This window comes from uncultured Gelidibacter sp., from assembly GCF_947500795.1.
In the GTDB taxonomy this organism is placed as follows: Bacteria; Bacteroidota; Bacteroidia; order Flavobacteriales; family Flavobacteriaceae; genus Gelidibacter.
In genome coordinates, this window is record NZ_CANMTE010000001.1 from 535060 (window position 1) to 556999 (window position 21940).

Here is a 21940-nt window from a genome sequence, read left to right on the forward strand (position 1 = left end):
AAAAAACCGAGCAAATTGCTCGGTTTTTTAGTTTTAATAACTAATTGAAATTAGAACCTGTAGTTTATTTTAGCATAATAGTATGAACCACCAAAGCCCATCTGTACAGCATCCCAATAGCCACCGCCTTCCGTCCAATCATCTTGTTGGTCAGGGTACACATTGAATAAATTATTGCTTCCAACATTCAATTTAAGGTTGTCAGAAATTTTAAAACCTAAATTAAGGTCGGTCACCATCTTTGCGCCATAAGTATCAGTTGCAGCTATAATTTGCTGTGCGAACCCACCATAATCTGCCGCGTCTTCAAATGTTTGAAAATCCAGCAAGTGCACTTCACTAAAGCGGGTAAAGCTCAAGCCTGCATCAAACCATTTTTTATTGTAATTAAGGGATAGACTCAACTTATTATCCGGTGCAGAGGCCAATAAAAAGGCTTTATCGCGTTCGCCAAAGAAGGTTTGTTCGTCTAAACTGCCATTGAGCACTTTGTCAATTTTCATATCGTTAAAGTTACCTAAAAAGGTTGCTCCAAATGAGCTGTCTTCGCCAAGATTAGCTTTCCAAGATAAGATGACATCCAATCCGGTAGTTTTGGTGTCCACACCATTTGTGAAGAATTGTGCGGTGTCTACGCCTTCAATATCTGGCGCTTCAAACGTACCTGTTAAAACGATTCTGTCTTTTACATTAATATGGTACCCATCAATAGTAGCGGAAAACTGCCCGAAATTTGCAGTGAAACCTAAAGCTGCATTAAAAGCTTTTTCTTCATGTAACGGACCTATTCCGAAGGCAGCAGTCACCGGACTGTTGTTTGGTGATAGCAATTGATCACTGGCAACACCGCCAATAAAATTGGTGAATCTTAAGTTGTAATAAATCTGCGCTAAGGATGGTGCTCTGAACCCCGTGCTAACGGAACCACGAATGTTGATGTTATCTGTGGCTTTTAAGCGGGCAGCTAACTTTCCATTGATCGTGCTTCCAAAATCGCTGTAGTTTTCAAAACGAGCAGCCAAACTAACTAAAAAGGCATCGGTAATATCAAATTCGCCATCTGCATACAAACTGATGTTGCTTCTGCTTCTATCAACCTCATTGGCTGGCGCATAACCAGGGAACCCTTGAGAGCCTCTTGGACGTGGAATAGCGTTTCCATCATCATCTAAAATAAGATCGCCATTGGCATCCATATAATTTACGGTTGAAGAATCAGGTGTGTTGGCATTAAAAGGGACGCCATTTATATCATAAGTGGCCCATGAGCCTTCTTCACCGGCAAAAATTAGGAAGTTTTCAGTTCTGTATTCCGCACCAAACGCCAAGTTCATGCCGCTTAACACATCATCATAATATTTAGAAACATCAAAATTGATTGTATTTTGACTCAAACTATGTCCGCCCGCATCAAAATCAGTTGGAGAAACATCTACCAAGGAAGCATTGAGCGTTCCCTTTATATAGTAGTTGAATTTGTTAATACCGTAGGTGTTACTTATATCCACTTTCCAACCGCTCGCAGTTTCAGTGCGCACACCGGCAACAACAGAATTGTCAATAATAATAGATGTGATTCGTGGTGTGTAACCATTAGGGTAAATGGATTCCACTACACGCTCACCGTCATTCCTGGTGAATGCGTAGGCATTGGTGTCTCTATAATTTCGTCCGCCAAACGCATAAACTTCTGTTTTGTCAGATACTGGGACTGCTATATTTCCAAAGAAATTAAAGCCATCAATAGCGGCTTCTCCAAAACCTTTTCTAAAATCAAACGTAGGGCGTAACGTGTGATTTTTGCTTAAATATTCCGTTGTGAAATTAGCATAACCGCCCTTGTTGCCAACTTTAACGCCATAATTGGCCGTTACTTTAAGAGAGCCTCCATCAAAGTTTTTGTTTTTTCCAATGGCATTACCATCTCTTTCGGTGTCTAAAAAGAAACCGTCAGTATTCCAAAGCCCATAATTATCTTCTTGAAAAGCACTTGTGTCAACGTCAGCATTAGTGCTGTAAAAACCATAGTTAACACTACCTGTGGCCACATCGGTATCATTTTTCAACACAATATTAATAACACCAGCAATCGCATCTGAACCATATTGAGCGGAAGCACCATCACGTAAAATTTCAATACGCTTAATGGACGAAGCAGGAATGGCGTTCAAGTCTGTTCCAGTATTCCCACGACCACGGGTTCCAAATAAATTGATTAATGACGATTGGTGACGTCTTTTTCCGTTGATTAAAACAAGTGTCTGGTCAGGACCCAAACCACGCAACGATGCTGGATCGATATGGTCAGCACCATCACTACCAGATTGCTTATTGGCATTAAATGAAGGCGCGGCATATTGCAGCAATTCATTGATTTCTACCTTTCCAAGCTGCGTCGTAACTTCAGAAACATCAATAACGTCAATGGCTACCGCGGTATCCAAGGAGGTGCGTTTAGGACTTCTGGAGCCTACTAAAACAACTTCTTCTAAGCTGACGCCATCTCCGAGTGTGACATCGATGGTGGTGCGGTTGTTTACAGGAATTTCTTGGGTGTTTGAGCCCACATAGCTAAAGACCAATGTGGCCGTGCCGCTCACGGAAATGCTGTAGCGCCCTTCAAAATCAGTTTGCACACCATTTGTGGTTCCTTTTTCAATAACATTTTACGCCAGCCATTGGATTGCCATCAGAATCCTTTACGGTTCCTGAGACGTTCTGGGCTAAACATAAAGACATGCTAAACACGGTTAGCATTAAAGTAAAGATGTATTTCATAGTTAAGTTGTTATGTATTAGTTAACATAAATATAAGAAAATATGTTAAAGCGATGAAAATCTGTAATAAAATGCTTAAAAAATTTAATTAAATTTAAATTGATGGTAAAAATTCAAGATTATTGTCATCTGATGGTCTTCAATTTTTTTCGTGCGATTTATTCAGATAATTGACTAAATTTGCACCCTGAAATTCAAGAACACACTTTATACCTGATTCTTGATACTTAATACCACTATAACATGAAAGCCGGAATTGTAGGATTACCAAACGTAGGAAAATCAACCTTATTCAATTGTTTATCTAACGCAAAAGCGCAAAGTGCAAACTTTCCGTTTTGTACCATTGAACCAAATATTGGTATTGTAAACGTTCCAGACCCGCGATTAGAGCGTTTGGAGGCGTTGGTAAAACCGGTACGTGTGCAACCTGCTACGGTAGAGATTGTTGATATTGCAGGCTTGGTAAAAGGAGCGAGTAAAGGTGAAGGATTGGGAAATCAATTCTTGGCAAATATCCGTGAGACTGACGCTATTCTTCACGTATTGCGTTGTTTTGATAATGACAATATTGTGCACGTTGACGGAAGTGTGAATCCTATCAGAGACAAGGAAACTATTGATATGGAGCTTCAATTGAAAGATTTGGAGACTGTAGATAAAAAACTTGAAAAAGTAAAACGTGCTGCAAAAACCGGGAATAAAGAAGCACAGAAAGAAGAAGCGGTATTGTTGAAGATAAAATCAGCACTAGAAGCGGGGATTTCTGTAAGAGCTTTAGAGTTTGACAAGGAAGATTATGAAGAATTTGTGAATCCTGCGCAGTTCATCACAGATAAACCGGTGATGTATGTTTGTAATGTAGATGAAGGTTCTGCCGCTACTGGGAACGCATATGTTGAGAAAGTAAGAGAGGCTGTTAAAGATGAAAACGCTGAAATTTTAGTGTTGGCAGTCGGTACAGAAGCGGATATCAACGAATTGGACAGTTATGAAGAGCGTCAAATGTTTCTTCAAGATATTGGATTGGAAGAGCCAGGATCTTCAAAATTAATCAGATCAGCATATAAGCTTTTAAAGCAACAAACCTATTTTACAGCGGGTGTTAAAGAAGTGCGTGCTTGGACAATTGATGTTGGCGCAACAGCTCCTCAAGCAGCAGGCGTTATCCATACTGATTTTGAAAAAGGATTTATTAGAGCAGAAGTTATTGCTTATGAGGATTTTTCAGAATTAGGAAGTGAAGCTAAAGTAAAAGAAGCAGGAAAAATGCGCGTGGAAGGGAAAAACTATGTTGTTAAGGATGGCGATGTGATGCATTTCCTATTTAACGTATAGTAACATAAAAAAACAGGACGTTGCTGTTGATGAAATCTTTGAAAACAGTTTCTTCAGCAGCAATGCCCCACTTTTTCTAAAATCTCGATTAGTGCAGTTTAGGCTATGAAATGAGCTTGTAGAGCATCTGGATTAACAATATTTCATTTAACGATAATTAAATGCTTATCTTTAAAACAGATAAAAAATTTAAGTTTTATGAAAATTATACTATGGATCGCTGCAGCAATCATCTTCTTCGTGGTGCTTTTTTACGTTTTTAAATTCGTATTTATTACCTCTTTAATTATTGCGCTTGCAATTCTTATCATACCCATTTTGTATTTTACATTTAAAGGGAAAAGCTAATAGTACTGTTGCTTTTGCTTTTTTTAGCATTTACACACTATTTTTAACACTTTGTTAATTACTTTAGACCATTGCGGTTTTAAGTTTTATAGCGAAATGTTATATTAGCAACCTATCTAAATTTTTCACGCTTTTATGTCTCAAGAAACCGACTATACCGAAGATAATATACGTTCGCTCGATTGGAAAGAGCATATCCGTATGCGTCCTGGGATGTATATTGGTAAGCTTGGTGATGGTTCTTCACCAGATGATGGTATTTACATTCTTCTAAAAGAAGTTTTGGACAACTCCATTGACGAATATGTTATGGGGGCTGGAAAAACTATTGAAGTTTCCATCCAAGGCAACAAAGTCATTGTCCGAGATTACGGTCGTGGTATTCCATTAGGGAAGGTTGTGGACGTGGTTTCTAAGATGAATACTGGTGGAAAGTACGATTCTCGAGCCTTTAAGAAATCGGTAGGTCTTAATGGTGTTGGTACAAAGGCGGTAAATGCATTGTCTCATTTTTTCCGTGTAGAATCTACGCGTGACAATAAGTCCGCTTCCGCAGAATTTTCGCAAGGAAATCTCATCAATCAAGAATTGTTGGATGACACATCCAGAAGAAAAGGGACTAAGGTGTCTTTTGTTCCGGATGAAACTATCTTCAAAAAATATAAGTTTCGCAACGAATATGTTGAAAAAATGCTCAAGAACTATGTGTATCTCAACACAGGTTTGACCATTGTTTTCAACGGCGAAAAATATTATAGTGAGCATGGATTGAAAGATTTGTTGGAAGAAAACATCAACGAATCTGATATGGTTTATCCAATCATTCATCTTAAAGCTGACGATATTGAAATAGCGTTAACTCACAGTAAAACACAATATAGCGAAGAATACCATTCTTTCGTGAATGGTCAAAACACAACCCAAGGTGGGACACATTTAGCGGCATTCCGTGAAGCGCTTGTAAAAACCATTCGTGAGTTTTACGGCAAAAATTTTGATGCTTCTGATGTTCGTAAATCTGTTGTAACTGCAGTTGCCATTAAGGTAATGGAACCTGTATTTGAAAGTCAAACGAAGACCAAGTTGGGTTCTACAGATATGGGAGGCGATTTGCCAACTGTAAGAACATTTGTTAACGACTTTGTAAAGACACATTTAGATAATTATCTACATAAAAATCCTGAAACGGCTGATAAAATCCAACGCAAAATCCTTCAAGCAGAACGTGAGCGAAAGGAATTATCAGGCATTAGAAAACTGGCTAAAGACAGAGCGAAGAAAGCCAGTTTACATAATAAAAAACTACGTGATTGTCGTGTGCATTTTGGAGACACAAAAAATCCTCGTTACTTAGAATCTACCTTGTTTATTACTGAGGGTGATTCTGCATCAGGAAGTATCACAAAATCACGAGATGTAAACACACAAGCAGTGTTCAGTTTACGTGGTAAGCCTTTGAATTCTTATGGCATGAGCAAGAAAATTGTTTATGAAAATGAAGAGTTCAACTTGTTGCAAGCTGCTCTAAATATTGAAGAAACTATAGAAGACCTACGTTACAACAATATTGTAATCGCTACCGATGCCGATGTGGACGGGATGCATATCAGGTTGTTGTTGATTACGTTCTTTTTACAATTCTTCCCAGAATTAATTAAAGAAGGCCATTTGTATATCTTGCAAACACCGTTGTTTAGGGTGAGGAATAAAAAGGAAACTATCTATTGTTATTCTGAGCAGGAACGTCGTGATGCCATCGAAAAATTAAAACCTAAACCAGAAATCACCCGATTTAAAGGTTTGGGTGAGATTTCGCCAGATGAGTTTGTTAATTTCATTGGAGAAAGTATTCGATTGGATCCTATTATGTTAGATAAAGACATGTCCATTGAAGCACTTCTAGAATTTTACATGGGCAAAAACACACCAGACCGACAAGAATTTATAATTGATAATCTTAAAGTAGAATTAGATATCGTAGAGGAAGTTCATGAGAACTAATAATGGGAGAGTAAAAAATATCATTGTATCAGTCTACTTTATTCTGATTGTGCTTGCCATAGTGCTAGCTACGATTTTTAGTGCCTTCAGTCATCTAACTTCCAATCCATTTCTCACTTTTGTAATTCTTTTGGTTGGATTTTTAGTCCTATTTTTTTCAGTTCACGCCATTTCAAAATATTTTGAATATGATAGTGATGGTGTAAAAGTAGTCGTCATAAACAAAGGACTTTTACTGACGGAATATTTGAATTACAGGGAGCACAAATTAGAATTTGATAAAGACAGATTAATGGCTTTTAAATTCAAAAATTATATTTTTTATAAGAGCCTGACTTTTTATATTAAAAATTCGAGAGATAAAATCAAAAAGGAAACTTTTAATGTGACTTTGGTTACTAAAAAGAAAAGACGCTTTATTGGACAATCCTTAAGCAAGATCGTTAAAAACAATACAAAACCTACTAACTAATACCCGCGAAATTGGAAGAAGATCACCTACAAAATGATGATGAGAATATTCAGGAGCATTCTAGTAATGAAACCATTACAAGGGTTACCGGAATGTTTAAGGATTGGTTTCTAGACTATGCTTCCTATGTTATTCTTGAACGTGCTGTTCCGGCTATAGAGGACGGATTTAAACCTGTGCAACGCCGTATTATGCAATCCATGAAAGATTTGGATGACGGACGTTATAATAAAGTGGCGAATATTGTGGGGCATACCATGCAGTACCATCCTCATGGGGATGCGAGTATTGCAGATGCCATGGTGCAAATTGGTCAAAAGGATATTTTGATTGACACCCAAGGAAACTGGGGAAATATTCTTACGGGAGATAGTGCCGCAGCGTCTCGTTATATTGAAGCGCGGTTGTCAAAATTTGCGTTGGATGTTGTTTTTAATCCGAAAATCACATCTTGGCAGGCCTCATATGATGGGAGACGAAAAGAACCTGTCAATCTTCCGGTCATGTTTCCTTTATTGTTAGCGCAAGGAGGAGAAGGGATTGCGGTAGGGCTTTCTACAAAAATATTACCTCATAATTTTATTGAATTGATTGATGCGTCAATCAAACATCTGAGTGGAAAGAAATTTACTATTTATCCTGATTTCCCAACGGCTGGGATTATAGATGTTACCGATTATAAAGACGGAATGCGCGGCGGAAAGGTGCGCGTTAGGGCTAAAATTTCTCAGTTGGACAAAAGTACTTTGGTGATTACTGAAATACCATTTAGTACCAATACTTCGTCATTAATCGATTCAATCCTTAAAGCGAATGAAAAAGGGAAGATCAGAATTAAGAAAATAGAGGATAACACCTCATCTTCAGTAGAGATATTAGTGCATTTACCTACAGGAATTTCACCTGATAAAACGATTGATGCATTGTATGCTTTTACCAATTGTGAAGTTTCCATTTCACCTTTGGGTTGCGTTATTGAAGATAATAAACCATTATTTGTTGGTGTTACTGAAATGTTGCGTCGTTCTACTGACAATACGGTGCAACTGTTAAAGCAGAATCTTGAGATTAAACTTGATGAGCTTGAAGAGCAGTGGCATTTTGCATCTTTGGAACGTATTTTTATTGAGAATAGAATTTATCGTGATATTGAGGAAGAAGAAACTTGGGATGGCGTTATTACAGCCATTGATAAAGGGTTACTGCCTCACATCAAACATTTAAAACGCACGATTACTACTGAAGATATTGAGCGTTTAACTGAAATCCGGATCAAGCGTATTTCTAAATTTGACATTGATAAGGCGCAGCAAAAAATTGATTCGCTCGAAGATCAAATTGCTCAAGTGAAACATGACTTGGCAAATCTGGTAGATTATGCGATTGCATATTTTACAAGACTTAAAAATGAGTACGGGAAAGGGCGTGAGCGTTTAACCGAAATTCGTTTGTTTGATGATGTAGATGCTACAAAAGTGATTATCAGAAACACCAAACTTTATGTAAATCGTGAAGAAGGTTTTGTAGGGACATCACTAAAAAGAGATGAATACGTCTGCGATTGTAGTGATATTGATGATATTATCGTCTTTACTAGAGACGGCAAAATGGTGGTCACTAAAGTAGATGCCAAAACGTTTATAGGCAAGGATATTATCCATGTTGAAGTATTCATTAAAAAAGACAAGCGCACCATTTACAATATGATTTACCGAGATGGCGCCAAAGGTCCTTCATACGTAAAACGTTTTGCTGTAACTGGAATTACGCGCGACAAGGAATATGATTTGACCAATGGTAGTAAAGGTTCTATGGTTTGGTACTTCTCTTCAAATCCTAATGGCGAGGCAGAAGTTATCACTATCTTTTTACGACAAGTAGGAAGTGTCAAAAAACTGAAATGGGATCTTGATTTTGCGGACATCCTTATTAAAGGACGAAACTCAAAAGGAAATCGTGTCACAAAATATGCTATCAAGAAAATTGAACTTAAAGAGAAAGGTATTTCAACCTTAAAACCTCGCAAAATATGGTTTGATGATACCGTTCAGCGTTTAAATGTTGATGGTAGAGGTGAGCTGATTGGCGAATTTAGAGGCGAAGACCGCTTGCTGATTATTAACCAATCTGGTACTGTAAAAACAATATTACCAGAATTGACCACGCATTTTGATAATGATATGATCGTTTTGGAAAAATGGGTTCCCAAAAAACCTATTTCAGCCATTTATTTTGACGGTGAAAAAGAACGGTATTATGTGAAGCGCTTCTTTATTGAACAAGAAGGCAAAGAAGAATCATTTATCTCTGATCATCCTAAATCGCACCTCGAAATTGTTTCTACAGATTGGAAGCCAATGGTGGAAGTAGAATTCACGAAGGAACGCGGTAAAGACAGAAAAGATAATTTAGAAGTCAATTTAGAAGAATTTATCAGTGTAAAAGGAATTACCGCTTTAGGGAATCAGTTAACCAAGGAGAAGGTGAACCAAATAAACTTGTTAGAGCCGTTGCCGTATGAGGCTCCGGAGGAAGTGCCTGCGCAAGATATTGAAGTTGTTGATGAGGATGAAGTTTCAGATGGAAAAACTAATAAGGATGCAGAGCAGAATGATGACGATCAATTGGATGAAAATGGACAGGTAAAGCTGTTTTGATCATTTAGCTGATTATAACTATGAGGATTAAAACGTTATCATAGCTTCAATAAAACTTAAAAAAGCACTTATATCATTTGATGTAAGTGCTTTTTTTGGTTTTATTTTTATCTGTAGTTACTGTCGAATTTTCTTGACCGAAGCGTAGAAAGCAGATCTTGAATCCTTATAAAGAAGCATATATCACTTTCCCTATAGAAATCTCAAAAATAGTTCTGGCTATAAGCTTTTACGATCTATTTTACTTTGGTTGCAGTACCTTGTTCAACACGTTTCTTTTGACTCCCTGGTTGTACTGCCAAGCTGTATTCAAATGTATAGGAATCCTCTGAAGTAGTTAGAATTTTCATATGGATTGCTTTTTCTTCACTCATGTTTTTCGGATTGATATGTTTCATGATAAACTCACAGTCATTAATCCAACGTATGGAGGCGGTATCAATCTTGTTTTCATAATAGTCGATATTTAAATCTTCAGTTCTCACAAAACGTCCGATTTTTTCAACGCCATCAGTAGTGTACTTAAATTCAAATGTTCCAGTTTTAAAATCTTGACAGTTTCGTTCTTTATTATAACAACTGGTTAATAGAACTAAAAAAATAAGGGGTAAAAGCAATTTCATGTGTAAAAGGTTTAAATGCAAAATTAGTCAAAAGTAAACTATTCTGGAACTTAAATCCTGATAGAAGGCACGGTGATTAAAGCTGTCAATACTTACATCTTGACAAAATCCTTAAAAGTTCCGTCTTTATAAAAAATCACAATTTTCTCGATGCTTTTGTCTGAAGTGTCAATTGTTGGTAGGGGTGTTTTTTCAACCTTTTTTTCCGGGATATTTTCTGGTGTATGAACTTGTGAAGGAGAAATTGGATTGGATTGTGAAGGGAATTCACCTTTACCATTTAGGAGCCAATAGAGTTCAACTTCCGGATAGGAGGACAAAACTTTCAACACAAAATCCAGACTAGGTTTATTTCTACCAGATAAAATATGTGAAATACTAGAACGCTGAACACCTATTTTTTCAGAGAAAGATGAGGCGCTTTCAGAGTAGTAATCGATGACTTTTTGAAGTCGTTTTGAAAAATCATCACTGTTGATCATTGTAAACTAGCATTTGAAAATATAGGCGTTACAAATGTAACGAATACAATCAATATAGCCATATTAATTACTAAATATTGTTTAATTTTATTAAAGTTTAGTTTTAAGTCGTTAGACATAATTAACTAATTTAAAGTAATTTAAATGTAATTCAGCAAGCACCTTAAATTCAGCACACTAAAACGTATGATGTATTAAGGTGTGAGATATCAAACTGTATATAAATGTAAACAAAGTGTTAGGGATTTCTTGTTTACAAATGTAAAATATCATTTGTTTACATTTGTCATCACAATAAATTGAATATGGAAATAGCACGCTTATCACATCCTTATAAACACTATTATGAGTCCTCTCTTTTTGGGCGCTATATTAATTTAGACCATATTCAACCTCTGCTCAAAAAACATAGTAGGACTTTTGAAACTGCAATTCTTGGAAAGTCAGTTTTAGGTGAAGACATTTATTTTATAAAAATCGGCACTGGCAGAACAAAGATTTTGATGTGGTCTCAAATGCACGGAAATGAAAGCACAACCACGAAAGCCATATTCGATTTATTGAACGTGTTGTCTGAACAGCAGCATGAAGCTGTCCGTAATCTTTTAAAAAATATTACGATTGGTATTATTCCAATGTTGAATCCTGATGGCTCAAGGGCTTATACACGCCTAAATGCGAATCAAGTAGACTTAAATCGGGATGCTCAGGATTTAACGCAGCCAGAAAGCAGGGTGCTGAGATCTTGTTTTGATAGTTTTATACCTGATTTCTGTTTTAACCTTCATGGGCAACGGACTATTTTTAGCGCGGGCACTACAAATAAGTCAGCAACGGTGTCTTTTCTTTCTCCTGCACAAGATGCAGCTTGTGCTGTGACCGACACACGAAGAAAGGCTATGGATGTTATTGTTGCAATGAATAAAATGCTTCAGGAGTACATTCCGGGCCAAATTGGTACGTATGATGACGCCTTTAATATAAATTGTGTTGGTGATACCTTTCAGACGTTAAATGTGCCCACTGTTTTGTTTGAGGCTGGGCATTTTGCAAATGATTATGCAAGGGAGAAGGTGAGAGGTCTCATTTTTAAATCCATATGGACAGCGCTTTTGAAAATCGGTTTTGAAGACGTTCAAGGAATTCATGAATCTGATTATTTCCAAATCCCAGGAAACGAAAAGTTATTTTTTGACATAATTGTAAGAAATGCAAAGTTAAAAACAGAGAACGGCTATGAAATTTTAGACTTTGCAGTTCAATACGAGGAGAAATTAAAACAAAATGAGGTGGAATTTATTCCTAAAATTGAAAAAATTTCAGACTTATCTCATTTTTATGGACATAAAGAAATTGATGCTAAAGGTACGCTTGTGATTTTGGATGAAATGAAACAGTTGAAAGCGGGTATCGAAATCGATTTCGTAATGATAAATAACGAAAAACACTCCTTTAATGTAGAAATAAAGTAGGTTTTAATGTATTATCTTCAGTAAATTTCTATTATTTTTGTAAAAAATTTAATAATACACTAAAAATGGGAAAGTTCAAATTGGATGAAATTGATCATCAAATTTTAGACATGTTAATTGATAATACGCGAATTCCGTTTACCGATATTGCTAAAAAATTAGTGATTTCTGCAGGAACAGTTCACGTGAGAGTTAAAAAAATGGAAGAGGCAGGGATTATTCAAGGCTCTTCATTGACTTTGGATTATAAAAAACTGGGGTATTCCTTTATTGCATATGTTGGTGTCTTTCTTAATAATACCTCCCAAACCAAGTTTGTTTTGGAGCGTATCAATGAAATTCCATTTGTAACTGTGGCGCATATTACTACAGGTAAATTTAATATCTTTTGCAAGGTGAGGGCTAGAAATACGTCCCACGCTAAGGATATTATCTTTATGTTAGACGATATTGAAGGAATTTACAGAACGGAGACCATGATTTCGTTGGAAGAAAGTATAAACGACAAAAAGCGTCTTATGCATTCTATTTTTAACGAACTATAATATTTTTTGCATTTATAAATCTATACCCTTTGTTGAGCAATCGATAAAGGGTATTTTTATGATCAATATTTAAATGTTTCCCTATGAGTGTACGAAATTTAAGTTCTGACGAGTATAATGTGTATTATCAGCCTTACCTAGATAAAGTTGGGGAAGGTGGCGCATTGGAAATTTTAAAGGGAAGCCGCAATATTGTTTCTTCATTTTTGGAAGGTATAAAAGAGGAAAAGTTCGCTTTTAGATATGCCGAAGGAAAATGGACCATAAAAGAAGTGCTTCTACATTTAATTGATACAGAACGGGTGTTTGCATACCGTGCATTATGTATTGCAAGAAAGGATCAAACCAAATTCTCGGGCTTTGATCAAGATGATTACGTCGCAAATAGTCAAGCTAATGAGAGAAGTGTGGAAAGTCTCTTATTGGAATATAAAAACGTTCGATCGGCTACGATATCTCTATTTGAAAGTTTCAATGATGAAGCGCTATTACAAACAGGCTATGCTAGTAATAGTCAGCTTTCTGTTAGGGCTATTGCGTTTATTATTGTCGGACATGAAAATCATCATCTGGACATCATTAAATCGCGCTATTTATAATTTGTAATAGTCAAAAGCTTTAATAATTAATTTATTTTCTACCAAGCAGTCAATTTTTGGCTTCCCAATTTGCTCTAACAGTACAAAGTTGATATTGCCATGCTCATTCTTCTTGTCATATTTCAAAAGATCTATAATGGCCTCGTGGTCTGAATTATCGATCTGTACTTTGTCAAAAATGTCAAGGAATGCTTTTTTTATGATTTCTAAGTCAGTTTTAGGAAATTCTAATAGCTCAGATGAAATGTATGATTCCATAATCATTCCAATAGCAATCGCTTCGCCGTGCAGTAATTCCGGTTTATCAGTTTGACTTAAAAAATAAGATTCGATAGCGTGCCCTAGAGTATGTCCGAAATTAAGCGTTTTACGCAATCCGTTTTCAAAAGGATCTTCAGTAACTATGGTGTTTTTTATTTGAACTGATTGATGAATTAAATCATCTAAATCATTTAAGGTTAAGCTATCTAAATCTAAAAACTTGTTCCAATAAGCTTCGTCGTAAATAAGTCCGTGTTTGAGCATTTCTGCCAATCCGCTTTTTAAATGATTTTTCGGTAGCGTGTCCAGGAAGCCTGTGTCCACCAAAACCATATCCCCAGAAGAAATCACGCCTACCTGATTTTTTAGAGCTCCAAGGTCGACACCGGTTTTTCCACCTACAGAAGCATCAACCATTGCTAAAAGTGAGGTAGGGATATTAATATACTTCAAGCCGCGCTTAAAGGTGCAGGCTATAAATCCGCCAAGATCAGTAACAACGCCGCCGCCAACATTAATGACAAGAGCTTTCCTGTCAGCACCTAAATCGGACAATGCATTCCATACCCCTACGCAAGTGTCAATATTTTTGTTGATTTCTCCAGCTTCAATTTCGATTATTTCGCACTCTAAATTAGTTTCCAATTTAGACATGAAATGAGGTAGGCAATGTGTATGTGTATTGGTGTCTACAATGATAAATATTTTAGAAAACCGATTGTCTTTCAGGTAGTTGTTGAGTTTTTCGTATGCATTAGCATTAAAGTGAACGGTATAGGTGTCATTGGTAATTGAGGTCATTATAAATAAGGCTTTTAATAAAGGATGAAATTAAGCAGTTTTTAATTAAATTATAGCGAATGAATAAATATATTTGCCATTATTTTTCCACAATGGCTATACCTAAAATTTTTGAAAATACAGAAGTTGCTTTTAGTCTTAAAAGCGACTCAGAACTAGAGCGTGCTTACTTTCTTTTTAAGATGATATCTTATGAACCTTTGGTGAAGATTGGCACAGCTGCTACCAATTTTGCTTTAAAAGCACATTTGCCTGTAGAAGGTCTGATCCGTTCAACCGTTTTTGACCATTTTTGCGGGGGCGTCAATGAAGAGGATTGTTTACCTGTTATTGATAGCATGTATGAGAAAAACGTGAGTTCAGTTTTAGATTTTTCTGTTGAAGGAAAGGAAACAGAGTCACATTTTGATGCGGCTATGGAAAAAACGCTCAAGATCATCAATTTTGCTGATGAGAAGAAATCGATGCCAATTGCTGTTTTTAAACCAACAGGATTTGGTCGTTTTTATTTGTATCAGAAAAAAGGTGAAGGAAAACCATTTACTGCAAAGGAGCAGGAAGAATGGGATAGAGTGGTGGCTAGGTTTGATACCGTATGTAAATTAGCGAAAGAAAAGGATGTTGAGATTTTAATTGACGGCGAAGAAAGCTGGATGCAAGATGCGGCAGATGATTTGTGTGAAGCAATGATGCGTAAATACAATATAGGTGTTCCTATTGTTTACAACACTTTGCAGTTATACAGATGGGACCGATTGGACTATCTAAAAAAACTACATGAACGTGCAAAAAAAGACGGCTTCAAAATAGGCGTGAAAATTGTACGTGGTGCTTATATGGAGAAAGAGCGTGATAGAGCCCAGGAAAATGGCTATGATTCGCCGATTTGTGCTACAAAGGAAGCTACTGATTTAAATTTTGATGAGACTTTAGAATACATTTTAAAAAATTTAGATACAATTTCATTGTTTATTGGAACCCATAATGAGCGTAGCAGTTATTTGGCTATGCAGATGATGGAAGATTTAAAAATTGATAAAAGTGATAACCGTGTTTGGTTTGGTCAATTATATGGAATGAGTGATCATATCAGTTTTAATTTGGCAGCTCATGGCTATAATGTTGCCAAATATGTGCCTTTTGGACCCGTAAAAGATGTGATGCCTTATTTGATTAGAAGAGCAGAAGAGAACACGTCCGTTGCAGGGCAGACTAGTAGGGAGCTCATGTTGCTTAAAACAGAAAAACAGAGAAGAAAGTTATAAAAAAAACTCCGATGCAAATGCATCGGAGTTTTTATTTTAAAATGGTCGAAATTCATACCATTTTTTCTTTCTATTAATATTAGGGTCATTACCATACCCATAGCCATATCCACTCTTCGAAATAGTACCATTTAATAAGACAGTCATATTTGGTAACCTTTTTTCATTATACATTGTTTGCGCTATATGGAGTTGACGTTTGTCAATATTGTTAGCGCTAATAACATAAATTACCATATCAGCATATTTTGATATCAATAAAGTGTCTGTAACAAGTCCTACAGCAGCAGTGTCGACAATTATATAATCATACTCATCTCTAACTTGTTCAAAAACTGTTCGAATTCTTTCGTTCATTAATAATTCTGCAGGGTTAGGGGGGATGGTGCCAGAAAGGATGATATTAAGATAAGGGTTATTTTCTACTTGAATTATAACATCTTCCAGTCTTAAAGATGGATCAGAAATATAGTCAGTTAATCCAATTCTAGTGTCCATTTTTAAGTATTTTTCTACTTTTGGAACCCTAATGTCTGTTTCAATTAGAAGCACACGTTTTTGTGAAAAAGAGAGGGAGTGTGCTAAATTAATTGACGTGTGGGATTTACCTTCTTGGCTTGTAGTAGAAGTTACAAAAATAGTCTTGCCATTGGTGTTTTGACCTTTTAGCATGAAATCAATGTTGGATCGAATTATTCTAAAAGCTTCCGCCTTAGGTGTGTAATCCACCTTTTTTATGACATTACTTTTGCCCTTAGACATTGGTATATCTCCCAAGTAAGGAATTGATAATATATCCATTACATCTTGTTTGTTGTGTAATTTAGTATCAAGTATGCTTGATATATAAATTGTAATTAATGGTATTAAGAAGCCAAGTACTAAAGCTCCTAAAAACAAGATTTCTTTAATTGGCCAAACCGGTACAGATGAAGCGTATGCTTTGTCAATAATAATAGCGTTAGGATTGGATATACCGTTCGCAATCGCTGCCTCCTCACGTTTTTCGAGAAGATACAGATATAGAGATTCTTTGATGCTCTGTTGACGTTGTAAATCTCTAAATTGTCGCTCCTTTTTTGGAGCGGCGTACAATTGAGAAGATATTTTGGAATCTTGTCGATTTAAAGCATTCAATCTAATTTCATTTGTAGATTTTGAGTTGGATAGACCAGCACTTAGGGCTGTCTTCAAACTATTGATTTCTTGATCTAAATTAATGATAACTGGGTTGTTTTCAGTTGAGGATTTTAATATCCTATTACGTTGCGCAACTAATTCATTGTGTCTTCGAGTCAAATCGTTTATAGAATTATCTTCAAAAGACATGTTTGCAGGTATCATATCACTATTCGAATTATTTTTCTCAAGATAACCCTTCATATAATCGATAAGCTGCAGTTGTGTTGCTGTATTGACTTGTTGATTCTCAATTTCTTTTTCACTTTGCAGAAAAATATTGGCTTGTGATGATAAATCAGTTAATTTGTTATCTTTCTTTATAGTTTCTGCGGTTAAATCTACTTCTGATAATTCTTTGGAAATGACTAATAATCTATTATTGATAAACTCAGAAGTGAGTTCAACGACTTGTTGTTTATTGTCATTAACATAACCGTTATACTCATCAATTAATGTATTTATGATATCCTCTGCCTTTGCAACAACTGGATCTTTTAGAGAAATAGATACGACGCTAGATTCCTTGTCAGCAGGTACAACTTCCACTTTTTGTTTGTAATAGTTGGTTACTTGATTTATATCCGAAAGTTTGATGATAATATCTTTGCCAACAGCCATTTCCTTTTGTTCAAAATTTGGGGTAATAATTATTTCACCAAAGGAAGTCTTAATTTTATGACCGAAATTGTATGTTTTACTATCGTTTTCAAAAGTGAATTCACTTTTTGATTTAACATTCAAAACCATTGAGGTATTGGTGTGTCGAACAATAGAATCATTACTCAAGAAACTAATAGAAAGGGGTGGGTTTTTATATATTTCAAGAGATTTTACTTTGCCCTTTATGAAATACTGCACATTGAGTTGTAGTTTATTTACAACTTCAGTCATTAAAGTTTTAGATTTAATAACTTGAATTTCATCATCAACTTTACTAAAACTTTTCCCAAAAAAACCATAGGTGTTAACGGCATTTAATTCACTTAACGGATTCTTGTTTTTATCGTCATTAGCTATTTTGATATTAGCCTTTACTGTATATTGATTAGTGGCATATCTTAAGTAAAGAAAAACTAATGAAAAACAGATTACAATACTAATTAAAAACCAGTTTTTATTATTAAGATATTTGTCAAACTGTTCTCTTATTAGGTCTTTGTTTGGTGTAGGATTATTCATTTTACGTTATTTAATTAATATTGCGACAATAGTTGCTAATGTTGCAATAGCAGAAATAAGTACGCCATTATTAGGGTTAAAAGAGGACTGTCTTACTTTAGCGTTATTAGGCTCAACATAGATAACATCATTCTGAGTTAGATAATAAAGAGGGGAGTTGAGAATTCTTATTGATGTTAAGTCTAATTTTTTATATTGTTTTTTGCCATTAATATCCCTAATTAAAAAAACATTGTCTCTTCTTCCGTATATAGTCAAATCGCCGGCAAGTGCTATGGCTTCCGTTAGCGATACGCGCTCATCATCAATTGTAAAGGTTCCAGGTTTATTAACCTCTCCAATAACCGAAATCGTAAAATTTGCTAATCTAATGTTGACAATCGGATTTTTTAAATATTCAGAGAGTTTTAACTTAATCATTTCTGTAGCTTGAATACTATTTAATCCTTCAAGCTTTAGGGTGCCAAGTACAGGAAACTCAATCGTGCCATCATTTTTAATTAAATAAGTTTGCATTTTTAGTGCACCTTGAGCGCTAATTGCTGACCCGGAGTAAGATACGGCAGGTAAATTGAAAGGTCTAATTGCCTCAGGGTCGGGGCCTGAAATATCAATTGTTAACATGTCTCCAGTTTTATAGATCAGATCAGGAGCATAAATTATATCATCAGAAGGAGTAGCAATTTTATCTTGAAAATAAATTATTTCTTCTCTCGGTGCACAAGAGGAAATTAAGACAATCATAATAAGATAAAATAGTTTAATGCTTCGGTTAGATTTTATGTTTAATATCATTTTATAATTTTTTAATTATTAATTCGGTTTTTATTTTTTTTATCATCAAGAACTTCAAAAGTAGAGTTGTTTGAGATGTATTCTGGAATTAATGCTTTCAACGTAGATACGATCTCTAAAGGCTGGGTCGCGGAATTTATGGAAGTGAGCTTATTGATTTGCTCTTCTAAATTATGCGAATCAATATTCCTGGTTTTCGCAATCATTATTTTTTCATGATATGTACGCTTAGTGTTTTCTCCATCGGCCAGAAGTTCTTCATAAATCTTTTCACCTGGTCTTAACCCTGTTATTTTGATTTCTATATCATCTGGATAGCGTAATCCTGACAGTATGATCATATTTGTGGCGAGAGTGAATATTTTAATAGGTTCTCCCATATCAAAGACAAAAATTTCACCACCAGTTCCCATAGCAGCGGCCTCTAAAACAAGTTGACAGGCTTCAGGAATGGTCATAAAATAGCGTGTAATATCTTTATGAGTAACCGTAATAGGGCCACCTTTTTCAATCTGTTTTTTAAATAAAGGTATTACAGATCCGTTGGATCCTAGAACATTCCCGAACCTTGTAGTGATAAACCTAGTTTTTCCTTTTTCACCCAAACAGGTGACATATAGCTCAGCCGTTCGTTTAGTGGCTCCCATTACATTTGTCGGGTTAACTGCTTTGTCTGTAGAAATTAAAACAAATTTTTCTACACCATGTTTCACGGCTATGTCTGTCACGTTTTTAGTCCCTCCAACATTTACGCTCACGGCCTCATATGGATTATTTTCCATCAAAGGTACATGCTTGTAAGCTGCAGCGTGGAACACGACATTGGGTTTGTGTTGATTAAATATTTGATCAATTCTTAGTTTGTTTCTGACATCGGCTACAACGATTTCAATGTTTGAAATGCCTTTTGAATTAAATTCTTGCTGAACATCATACAGTGCCGATTCTGCATTATCTACTAGAATCAACCTTTTATAGTTATATAAGCTTACTTTTCTGCTAATTTCACTTCCAATGGAACCTGCAGCTCCTGTAATGAGTATGACTTTATTCTCGTATTCATTTATAAGTGTAGGATTAATTATGGATATTGGTTCTCTGCCTAATAAATCTTCAATTTTAATATTTTTAATTTGACCAATACTTAAATCGCCATCGATCCAATGTTGCACTGGAGGTACTATTTTTACATGTAGTCCCAAATCAAATAAATATCCAGTTATATTTAGCAAACGAGGAGGATCAATAGTTTGAATTGAGACAATAACCTCCTCCAGATGGTTTTTTGAAACCAGTTCTGGTGTTATACTTTTGAGATTATAGACAGGGAGAAGGTCTATTTTTTTTCCAACCTTGCTTTCATTGTCATCTATAAACCCAATAACTATATAACTTTTTTTAGGGTCATTACTAATCGCGTCATAGGTTATCATACCATTATTTCCTGCTCCATAAATCATGATTTTCTTAGTGTCAACGAAATCACTACTTAGTGCATTATACATAGACTTTATGAACAATTTAAAACCTATTAGAAAAAAAATATTTAGTAAGAGATGTATATATATGATAGATCCAGGGACGTTAAATATTTCATTTTGAATATACTTCCGGCTAAAGAAAGTCGAAACAATCAAGAGTGTAGCCAAAATATTGACGCCAATTATGATGTTTATGATATCCTTAAAACCTGTGAATCTAACGACGCCCTTGTGAGATCCTACAGCTATAAAACTCACTATTGCTGCAAAGACCACAAAAGGAATTTGAATCAACATCGAATTGAAGTCAAATTCAAATTTGAAATTAAACCTAATAAAATAAGAAATGAAGAAGGTAATTGTTACAATCAATAAATCTATTGATAGCACCAACCATCTGGAGGCGTACTTTTGAGATATGTTATGTAAAATTTTATTTTTCATTAATTAAAAAACTTGTTTATCGTTTTAAAAACTCTTTCAAGTTCAGCATCGGACAAATTTGATCCACTCGGTAAACAGAGGCCTTTGTCAAACAATTCGTCTGAAACTCCATTAATGTAGCTGGGCGAATTTTTAAAAATAGGCTGTTGATGCATTGGTTTCCATAGTGGTCTGGATTCTATGTTCACTTTATCCAAAGCGAGTCTTAAATCTTCTCGTATGCTTTTGGAACTAAGTAATATACATGATAGCCAACGGTTAGAGAAGTATCCCTTTGGTTCATTTAAAAATGTGATGTTTCTATTATTTTCAAAAGCGTCTGAATAAAATTGATAATTAGATCTCCTTTTGGCAACATGGTTATCTAAAACAGTCATTTGCCCTCGACCAATTCCTGCAAGGATATTTGACATTCTGTAATTGTAACCAATATTAGAATGTAGGTAATGAGGAGCGTTGTCTCTAGCTTGTGTAGCTAAAAAAACTGCCTTATCTTTATCTTTCAATGACTTTGTTACTAATGCGCCACCACCTGAAGTTGTGATTATTTTATTGCCATTAAAAGATAATATTGAAAGATCACCAAAGGTTCCGCATTTCTTACCATTATATTGACTTCCTAACGCCTCGGCACTATCTTCAACAACTGGAATATTATATTTTAATGCTATTTCCATTACCTTATCAACGTTATATGGCATACCGTAGAGGTGTACAGCAATAATAGCTTTAGGCTTGTTGCCTTTATCTATCCTGTCCTTTATTGCAATTTCCAATTGAATAGGGCATATATTCCAAGTCTCTCTTTCACTATCCACAAAAACAGGGGTTGCGCCGAGATAAACAATTGGATTTGCCGAAGCTGAAAAAGTTTTACTCTGACAAATAACTTCATCGCCAACTTTAACATCTAATAAAATTAGGGCTAGATGAAGAGCAGCGGTTCCAGAACTCAATGCTGATACAAATGTCTCTTCTCCAAGATAGCCTTTAATATCGTTTTCAAAACCAGTAACATTTGGACCTAAAGGAGCAATCCAGTTTGTGTCAAAAGCTTCTTTTATATAAGATTGCTCATTGCCACTCATGTGTGGTGATGATAGCCAAATTTTAGGATTCATAAGTAATAACTATTTCTTAATTAGTTTATTTGCTATTTCATTTAATGTAAATAGAGGGGTCTAGTACGATGCTTTAACGTATAGTTAAATATGCGT

Annotated in this window: 15 protein-coding genes and 1 pseudogene; 8 read left to right on the forward strand and 8 right to left on the reverse strand. The window is 35.4% G+C overall.

Annotation, left to right across the window (positions count from 1 at the left end; genetic code table 11):
• Positions 1 to 50 precede the first annotated feature (50 nt).
• Positions 51 to 2778: pseudogene (locus Q0947_RS02375) on the reverse strand (TonB-dependent receptor).
• Positions 2779 to 3021: 243 nt separating this feature from the next.
• Between Q0947_RS02375 and ychF the strand changes: the two are divergent.
• The 4 genes from ychF (at position 3022) to Q0947_RS02395 (ending at position 9594) form a co-directional block, all read left to right on the forward strand.
• On the forward strand, positions 3022 to 4116 hold the full coding sequence (ychF, locus tag Q0947_RS02380) for a redox-regulated ATPase YchF (RefSeq protein WP_299390883.1): 1095 nt from the start codon (positions 3022 to 3024) through the stop codon (positions 4114 to 4116).
• 483 nt (positions 4117 to 4599) lie between these two features.
• A complete protein-coding gene (locus Q0947_RS02385; protein ID WP_299390886.1) occupies positions 4600 to 6465 on the forward strand; it encodes a DNA topoisomerase IV subunit B in 1866 nt (621 codons plus the stop codon).
• Positions 6455 to 6937, forward strand: coding sequence for a hypothetical protein (locus Q0947_RS02390; RefSeq protein WP_299390888.1), 483 nt, complete (start codon positions 6455 to 6457; stop codon positions 6935 to 6937). The genes Q0947_RS02385 and Q0947_RS02390 overlap by 11 nt, the downstream gene beginning before the upstream one ends.
• Before the next feature lie 11 nt (positions 6938 to 6948).
• The gene (locus Q0947_RS02395) at positions 6949 to 9594 is read left to right on the forward strand and encodes a DNA gyrase/topoisomerase IV subunit A (protein WP_299390891.1); all 2646 of its coding nucleotides are present in this window, start codon (positions 6949 to 6951) and stop codon (positions 9592 to 9594) included.
• Positions 9595 to 9830: 236 nt separating this feature from the next.
• Here Q0947_RS02395 and Q0947_RS02400 read toward each other — a convergent pair whose 3' ends face one another.
• Both Q0947_RS02400 and Q0947_RS02405 read right to left on the reverse strand, forming a co-directional pair.
• The gene (locus Q0947_RS02400) at positions 9831 to 10217 is read right to left on the reverse strand and encodes a hypothetical protein (protein ID WP_299390893.1); all 387 of its coding nucleotides are present in this window, start codon (positions 10215 to 10217) and stop codon (positions 9831 to 9833) included.
• A gap of 92 nt (positions 10218 to 10309) precedes the next feature.
• The gene (locus tag Q0947_RS02405; protein ID WP_299390895.1) at positions 10310 to 10699 is read right to left on the reverse strand and encodes a helix-turn-helix transcriptional regulator; all 390 of its coding nucleotides are present in this window, start codon (positions 10697 to 10699) and stop codon (positions 10310 to 10312) included.
• Positions 10700 to 11004: 305 nt separating this feature from the next.
• On the opposite strand from Q0947_RS02405, the gene Q0947_RS02410 reads away from it, so the two are divergent.
• The 3 genes from Q0947_RS02410 to Q0947_RS02420 all read left to right on the forward strand — a co-directional run bounded on the left by Q0947_RS02410 (position 11005) and on the right by Q0947_RS02420 (position 13315).
• A complete protein-coding gene (locus Q0947_RS02410; RefSeq protein ID WP_299390898.1) occupies positions 11005 to 12171 on the forward strand; it encodes a M14 family zinc carboxypeptidase in 1167 nt (388 codons plus the stop codon).
• A gap of 65 nt (positions 12172 to 12236) precedes the next feature.
• Entirely contained in the window at positions 12237 to 12716 is a 480-nt protein-coding gene (locus Q0947_RS02415; RefSeq protein ID WP_133758037.1) for a winged helix-turn-helix transcriptional regulator, read from the forward strand.
• A gap of 83 nt (positions 12717 to 12799) precedes the next feature.
• Complete coding sequence (locus Q0947_RS02420; protein WP_299390904.1) at positions 12800 to 13315, forward strand: DinB family protein; 516 nt, start codon at positions 12800 to 12802, stop codon at positions 13313 to 13315.
• Here Q0947_RS02420 and aroB read toward each other — a convergent pair.
• The gene (gene aroB, locus Q0947_RS02425; protein ID WP_299390906.1) at positions 13310 to 14377 is read right to left on the reverse strand and encodes a 3-dehydroquinate synthase; all 1068 of its coding nucleotides are present in this window, start codon (positions 14375 to 14377) and stop codon (positions 13310 to 13312) included. The two genes, Q0947_RS02420 and aroB, sit on opposite strands and share 6 nt — an antisense overlap.
• A 98-nt stretch (positions 14378 to 14475) precedes the next feature.
• Here aroB and Q0947_RS02430 point away from each other — a divergent pair, with 98 nt between their 5' ends.
• Positions 14476 to 15642 carry a proline dehydrogenase family protein gene (locus Q0947_RS02430; RefSeq protein WP_299392755.1) on the forward strand — a complete coding sequence of 389 codons (1167 nt, stop codon included), beginning with the start codon at positions 14476 to 14478 and terminating at the stop codon, positions 15640 to 15642.
• A 36-nt stretch (positions 15643 to 15678) separates the two neighbouring features.
• On the opposite strand, the gene Q0947_RS02435 is transcribed toward Q0947_RS02430, so the two are convergent.
• Genes Q0947_RS02435 through Q0947_RS02450 form a run of 4 tightly spaced genes read right to left on the reverse strand, consistent with a single transcriptional unit; the run spans position 15679 to position 21844 of the window.
• Entirely contained in the window at positions 15679 to 18003 is a 2325-nt protein-coding gene (locus Q0947_RS02435) for a polysaccharide biosynthesis tyrosine autokinase (protein WP_299390909.1), read from the reverse strand.
• 6 nt (positions 18004 to 18009) lie between these two features.
• Entirely contained in the window at positions 18010 to 18798 is a 789-nt protein-coding gene (locus Q0947_RS02440; protein WP_299390912.1) for a polysaccharide biosynthesis/export family protein, read from the reverse strand.
• A gap of 11 nt (positions 18799 to 18809) precedes the next feature.
• The gene (locus Q0947_RS02445; RefSeq protein ID WP_299390915.1) at positions 18810 to 20723 is read right to left on the reverse strand and encodes a nucleoside-diphosphate sugar epimerase/dehydratase; all 1914 of its coding nucleotides are present in this window, start codon (positions 20721 to 20723) and stop codon (positions 18810 to 18812) included.
• On the reverse strand, positions 20723 to 21844 hold the full coding sequence (locus Q0947_RS02450; protein WP_299390918.1) for a DegT/DnrJ/EryC1/StrS family aminotransferase: 1122 nt from the start codon (positions 21842 to 21844) through the stop codon (positions 20723 to 20725). The genes Q0947_RS02445 and Q0947_RS02450 overlap by 1 nt, the downstream gene beginning before the upstream one ends.
• Positions 21845 to 21940: the final 96 nt, after the last annotated feature.